5 protein-coding genes and 1 pseudogene are annotated in these 6,135 nt (G+C 40.2%); 1 reads left to right on the top strand and 5 read right to left on the bottom strand.

Annotation, left to right across the window (positions count from 1 at the left end):
• Nucleotides 1-222: 222 nt before the first annotated feature.
• The 3 genes from F8R90_RS06080 to F8R90_RS06070 all read right to left on the bottom strand — a co-directional run bounded on the left by F8R90_RS06080 (nt 223) and on the right by F8R90_RS06070 (nt 3,569).
• On the bottom strand, nt 223-2,151 hold the full coding sequence (locus F8R90_RS06080; RefSeq protein ID WP_196510008.1) for an ABC-F family ATP-binding cassette domain-containing protein: 1,929 nt from the start codon (nt 2,149-2,151) through the stop codon (nt 223-225).
• 71 nt (nt 2,152-2,222) lie between these two features.
• Nucleotides 2,223-2,639: a DUF1824 family protein gene (locus F8R90_RS06075; protein WP_190895458.1), complete on the bottom strand. Its 417-nt coding sequence runs from the start codon at nt 2,637-2,639 to the stop codon at nt 2,223-2,225.
• An 81-nt stretch (nt 2,640-2,720) separates the two neighbouring features.
• The gene (locus F8R90_RS06070; protein WP_196510007.1) at nt 2,721-3,569 is read right to left on the bottom strand and encodes a prohibitin family protein; all 849 of its coding nucleotides are present in this window, start codon (nt 3,567-3,569) and stop codon (nt 2,721-2,723) included.
• A gap of 1,090 nt (nt 3,570-4,659) precedes the next feature.
• Between F8R90_RS06070 and F8R90_RS06065 the strand changes: the two genes are divergently transcribed.
• Complete coding sequence (locus F8R90_RS06065) at nt 4,660-4,806, top strand: ribbon-helix-helix protein, CopG family (RefSeq protein ID WP_094348756.1); 147 nt, start codon at nt 4,660-4,662, stop codon at nt 4,804-4,806.
• Between the two features lie 471 nt (nt 4,807-5,277).
• Here F8R90_RS06065 and F8R90_RS06060 read toward each other — a convergent pair whose 3' ends face one another.
• The gene (locus F8R90_RS06060) at nt 5,278-5,457 is read right to left on the bottom strand and encodes a CopG family transcriptional regulator (protein WP_196510009.1); all 180 of its coding nucleotides are present in this window, start codon (nt 5,455-5,457) and stop codon (nt 5,278-5,280) included.
• Between the two features lie 407 nt (nt 5,458-5,864).
• Nucleotides 5,865-6,135, bottom strand: a pseudogene (locus F8R90_RS06055) (ISKra4 family transposase); the annotation flags it as partial.

Raw genomic sequence — 6,135 nt, 5'->3', positions numbered from 1 at the left:
ATTCGCTACCCCATAGTTAAAAAAACTACAACCAAGCCCCGCAAAGAGCAATCAGAATCTGCTTAGTAGTGTAGATTTTCATCTCTGAAGTCTGTTTCTTTTCAACTCAGCGTTGCTGAGTCTTTTCTTGTTGCCTAGTCTAAACTCCAGTCAATACCTTAGCCAAAAAAAGATTATTAAGAGATAGGGCGCTCCGTAGTAGATGGCTAAGGTATTCTTAATTTAAGATTCCATCTCAGCCAATTCTAACCAGCGTTCAGTCGCTACATCGATCGCGTGCTTGAGCTTTTCCACATGATCGTAGAGTTTTTGCACTTGGCTATAATTCCCCGGTGAGACATTCGCTAGTGTTTTCTCAGTTTCCGCTTTCTCAGCCTCTAACTGGGCAATTTTACCTTCCAACTGCTCAAATTCTTTTTTCTCCCAATTGGATAACCTCCGGCGCTTGGTATTCTCTACATCCTTGGGTGAAGATGCACCATTTTGGACTTCGGCATTTTTGGGTTTCTCTTTAGTGTTCGCAGCTTGTTGCTGTGCCTCTTCAGCCTTCTTATAGTCGAGATAAATCGAGTAATTACCTGGATATTGCCGGAGATTACCGCCTTCCTCAAAGGAAAAAACTGTGTCGATGGTGCGATCGAGAAAGTAGCGATCGTGAGAAACTACAATTACACACCCGACAAAATCTTCTAAATAATCCTCTAATACTGCCAATGTCTGAACATCTAAATCGTTTGTCGGTTCATCTAAAATTAAGACATTAGGCGCACTCATCAAAACCCGCAGCAGAAATAAACGGCGTTTTTCACCACCAGAAAGTTTATTAATTGGTGCATACTGTTGATTACCAGGAAACAAAAACCGCTCCAACATTTGAGAAGCACTAATTTGAGTTCCATCGGTAATTTTGATAAATTCTCCTTCTTCTTTGATGTAGTCAATCACGCGCTGATTTTCGTTTAAAGCTGTGAGCAATTCTTCCGAATGCTGGTCAAAATAACCGATGTGAACTGTAGTTCCAATTTCTGCGATACCAGAATCTGGCTTAATCTGACCAGTAATAATATCCATTAAAGTAGATTTACCTGCACCATTAGCGCCGATAATGCCGATGCGGTCTTCTGGACTAAATTCGTAGGTAAAATTATTAATCAGGGTACGCCCATCATAGGCTTTAGAAATGTTATCTAATTCAATAACTTTTTTGCCAATGCGACGACCAACTGTAGAAATATCAACTTTACCCTGAACTTGTTTAAATTCAGTATCTCGCAAAGCATGAGCGCGGTCAATTCTAGCTTTTTGCTTAGTACTTCTGGCTTTCGGGCCTTTTTTGAGCCATTCCAACTCGCGCCGCAACAAGCCTTGATGTTTACGTTGAGTACTTACGGCAGATTCTTCAGCTAAGGCTTTCTTTTCGAGGTAATATGAGTAGTTGCCTGTATAGGTGTAAATGTCGCCTCGGTCAATTTCAATGATCCGATTGGTAACGCGATCCAAAAAGTAGCGATCGTGGGTTATGAGAAAAAGTGCGCCGCGATAACGATTTAAATAACTTTGTAACCATTCTACAGAAAGAGCATCGAGATGGTTTGTCGGCTCATCCATCAACAAAACATCTGGTTCTGCTAGCAACGCTGATGCTAAAGCAATACGCTTGCGATAGCCTCCAGATAAAGTGCCTATTTTGGCATCAAAGTCAGAAATTCCTAATTTGGTGAGGATGATTTTAGCATTAGTTTCTAGTTCCCAAGCACCACTTGTATCCATCCGTTGCATCACCACAGAAAGACGAGACATCAGTTGGCTATCATCTGGATAGTGAGCCAATTTATCTGAGAGTTCTTCATACTCACGCACCAAAGCCATGTGTTCGCCGCTATCAGCAAAAACTTGCTCTAAAACTGTGTGATTTTCATCTAAATCTGGCTGCTGCGGTAAGTAGATTATTTTAGAACCGGAGTTGATTAAAATTTGACCACTATCAATCGATTCTAACCCGGCGATCATTTTTAATAGGGTTGATTTTCCTGAACCATTCGTACCAATTAAGCCAACTTTGTCAGTAGCATCGAGGCTAAAGCTAGCATCTTTTAAAATCTCTTTGATGCCAAAGTCTTTTGTGACTGATTGTAGTGTAATAATACTCATAATATTTAGTAATTTTTCATTGCTCATTAGTTAGTAGGTAAGGCGCAGACCCTACCTACATTCGCCGAATTCTATACAAATAAATCCAAGGGAAGATGCCCATACATTTCGTTTATTCCCTCTTCGTCATAAGACTGACAAGATACTAATACACCACGATGATGTCCATCATAGGAATCGAGATAACACAAGCCATTTTTGCCATTCAATTTGATATAAACTGGGCCTTCAGGCGTAGACAAATTATCTGGTGGTTCATAACCTAAAGCCAGAGAATATGTCTTCATAGCCAGTATTCCTTCTTCTGCTGTATCAGCACAAATTCCTAAAATTTGATAATCAGCAAGTTTGGTGAGCAAGATTAAGGCATTACGAATGACTACTTTTTCTGATGGATTAAGGATGGGAGCAATGTCTAGACAGTTGAATTTATTCAGTAATTTTTTCGCTTCTTCAGCGGTGAGATTCTGATGATTGGGGATTGACATAAACTTCGATTATTATCTTCTTGGTTTTCTGTTGTGTTTGAGTTGGGACTAGCCCAACTAATTAAGTATTCTTTACTCAAATCAAGGTTGATTTTGGATATTTCCAAGGTTGAACATGAAGGGGATACCGCTTTTTGAGTCACCACCCATAACGAGAACTTTGGGCATCTGAGCGCCGCCAGTCCTCCAAGCTTCAATTGCTTCTTTTTGCAGAACTAACTGTCCTCCTTGGGCTTTGAGTGTCTCTGCTAAGAGTCTTTGAGCTTCTGCCCTACCTTTGGCGCGATTAACGTCTGCTTGTGCTTCTTGTTCTGCTTCCCGTGCTACATAGACGGCTCTTTGCGCCCGTTGTTCAGCAATTTGTTTTTCTTCCACTGCTCTGGCAAATTCTGGTGAGAATGCTAAATCAACTACGCTAGTATCTAACACAATTATCCCATATTTGTCTAAGCGATCGCCTAACGCTTGATCAAAGTCTTCTTTCAATTCACTTCTTTTGGTAATTGCTTCTTCTACTGTTCTTCTAGCTGCTGCAATTTTAAATGCTTCTTGGGTCTGGGGTGCAATTATTTTTGATACAATATTTTCTAAAGTTCCTTGTTTCCTTCTAACTTCAACTACCTTTACAGGATCAAGGCGAAAGTTGATCGCAAATCTCGCAGATAAATTTTGCAAATCCTTAGTAGAACTCTCCGCTGGCACTTCAAATTTTTGCACAGTCAAATCATACACATCTATCACTGAGATAAAAGGCGGTTTCAGGTGAATTCCTTCCAATAAAGCGCCATCTCTGGCTTTACCCAAGATGCTGATCACTCCTGCTTGTCCTGGGTTAATAATGATAAAAGAATTTAGCCCGAGAATCACTAGTATTGCTAACACAATTCCGAAAACTGTGGTTTGCCAATTTCCCAATTCCTGATTTTTCAAATTCCTCTCTCCGTGTGAGTGCTGAGTTACCGAAGTTCAGATGTCTGACGACAAGCCGCTCCGATTTTTCGCTGAGTGGTAAGTCCTGAGTAAAATAGTACGGTTAAATCTGAGAGTAGCAAATAGTCAAAACTTTTGCTTTGACTTGAGTAAACTCAGTTTCTAGTTTAAGTTTCACTCTAGTAACTGTTTAGAGATTTTAAAACCCCTACGCTCAGTGTAGGGGATTAGTCATCAGTCATTAGCTATTTGAAGATGGGGGATAAAGTAGTAATCAATAGCTCGGTAAATTCCCACGCCGTTTTTGACAATAGATAAAATCCCTCTTCCCAGTAAATAGCTTCAGGGAATCTGACAACAGCAATAAGATTTTGTTTAGTATCAAACGTTCCCAGCGCGTTGAGTTTACGTGAGGTACACCCTTAGGGGCACGGCAGTGCCCATTGGTGTCAACTTAAGCTAAAAGCCTTTTCAAATCTCGTTTCCAGTCTCTGGGCTGGAAATGCTATTCCTGGCGGCTCTGCCGCCAGCAAAGGAGGCGGAGCCTCTAGGACGGCATTCCCAGTCGGAGACTGGGAACAAGACAACGAGACAATATCTAAAAGCTGCTTCTAGGATGGGTTTCACCTTAAGTTGACACCAATGGGCAGTGCCGTGCCCCTACACCTGGCAATATAATGTTGTACCGCTTTCATTTTGCGATCGCGCCAACTAACTCTTCAAACAGCAGGTTAGCCACTTTCAAGAGATCGAGAAGTTTTCTCTTAATTTATTTACCCTTAGACAGATGCTGGAGTTTTTACGTCAAACTATAGTCCGCAACTATGGAGTAGTCCGTAAAGTGTATCTGACCTAGGACTGGCTTGGGTTGATTCTGGGCGGTTAATTCATAATTTTATTTTATAAGCCATCAAAAGCAATCAACTTTTTGGGCCATCGAGAAACTGTATTATAAACTACTATTTTTGGCGTAGGCGTAGCTCAACCTAGGTATCGCAAAACTTTTCGGTCTACTGAATTTAGGTTACTTAGCAGTTGGGAAGGTAAAATCAGGTTTGAAGCGATGATTACATGATTTATCTGTTTCAGCATGAACAAAAAATGGGCCGTCAAGCGAATCACTATAAACTTGGCATCAAATGAAGCTAAGAACCTTGAAAAGTATTGTGAACAGACAGGCAGACCAGCAACGGATGTGATTCGAGAACTCATTCGAGCCTTGCCACTGACGAAATAAAAGTGGATTGGCGAACCATTTAACCTTGGTTCATTCTCAAGTTATAAGCATTAGAGTTTGGTTCAATTGGAGGTGTTAAGTTAACGATTGATAATTTTTTGTGAGGATTGAGAAGGATGTAAATATTGAGTGAAGGCGTGCTATGCCCGCCGTAAACGAGCGCAGCACGCCGAAATAAGATGGACGTGATAACTATGATTGAGTTGCACAATGACGAGTGAGAGACTGTTTCTCCGATTCGGCGGCTATCCTTATTCTGTCGCAACTTCTGTCAGAGAATAATTTCTAACTCTTGTTTTTAGTATTTTTGCAACAAACAACAGTATTGAAATAGCAAATATCCAGTCGTGAGGGTTTAATCTATGATTACCGCTCTTGAATTACTCTTTTCAGAGTAATTCTGCAAAATCTTCTACTTTAGTCATAACTCTTCTAGACTGGATCTTTTTCAACTGGGCGTGAAAAATCAGGTCAAGGCAAGGTTTGAATGAGTTCCCGAATCACATCTATTGCTGGTCTACCTGTCTGTTCACAATACTTTTCAAGGTTCTGAGCTTCATCTAATGTCAAGTTTAAGGTGATTCGCTTAAGCGCCTTTTTCTTGCTGGAGGTTGCCAAACGGGGAAATTTAAGTGCAGCAGTTTTATTCATTGATTGATAGGCTAGATATATACAAACTTTCTTGATCAAGTTTGCCAATTCAGAAACGTCTTTACCAGTGAAAATCGAGATTTTGAGATTGAACTTAAGCTTTACGCCCAAAATGTGTTACTGAAAGTTGAAGGTATTAAATAACTAAAGCCACACGTAATTAATCAGCTATTACGTGTAGTGCAAGAAACTTTCGGCTGAAGAGCTTATGTCAGCAATGCCCCACAGACCAGATTTTCTGTTTTGGGCATACATCTCTTTGAAATCCTTTGCAACATGAGATTATTCGTTTGTGATAGCTATCACCTCATATCTTTAGCAATCTAGTAGATAATTCCTTTTAGTTAAAGGCGATTACCCAAACGTGAGTTAATACATGAGGGAGCATCCACTTTTGGCAGAAAGACTTAAATAGTTAACAAACCATTGAGATAAGCACAACGAATAGAGAGGATGTGATTAACACTATCAACATTCCACTGTGCGCCAGAAATTTTAATTCTCGCACCAATTTGTTTAATAGCAGATTCAACTGCTCCAGAACCAATAGAACAAAGTTGTTCAGCCTGGTAATAGGCATAGTTGACAATACGAGAGCGATGTTTTTCAAGATAAGCAATGAAGTTCTTCGCCTGTTTACCTCGGCAATGAAGAAATAAAGCTTGAGTATTATCTACC

The organism is Nostoc sp. NZL (genome assembly GCF_015714705.1).
Lineage (GTDB): Bacteria > Cyanobacteriota > Cyanobacteriia > Cyanobacteriales > Nostocaceae > Nostoc > Nostoc foliaceum_A.
The sequence above is the reverse complement of the archived record's forward strand: the minus strand, read 5'-3'. Positions and strand labels throughout refer to the sequence as shown.

Excerpts from the sequence above, each read along its gene's own strand:
- F8R90_RS06080 (WP_196510008.1), bottom strand. The coding sequence starts at position 2,151 with ATGAGTATTATTACACTACAATCAGTCACAAAAGACTTTGGCATCAAA.
- F8R90_RS06060 (WP_196510009.1), bottom strand. The coding sequence starts at position 5,457 with ATGAATAAAACTGCTGCACTTAAATTTCCCCGTTTGGCAACCTCCAGC.
- F8R90_RS06075 (WP_190895458.1), bottom strand. The coding sequence starts at position 2,639 with ATGTCAATCCCCAATCATCAGAATCTCACCGCTGAAGAAGCGAAAAAA.
- F8R90_RS06065 (WP_094348756.1), top strand. The coding sequence starts at position 4,660 with ATGAACAAAAAATGGGCCGTCAAGCGAATCACTATAAACTTGGCATCA.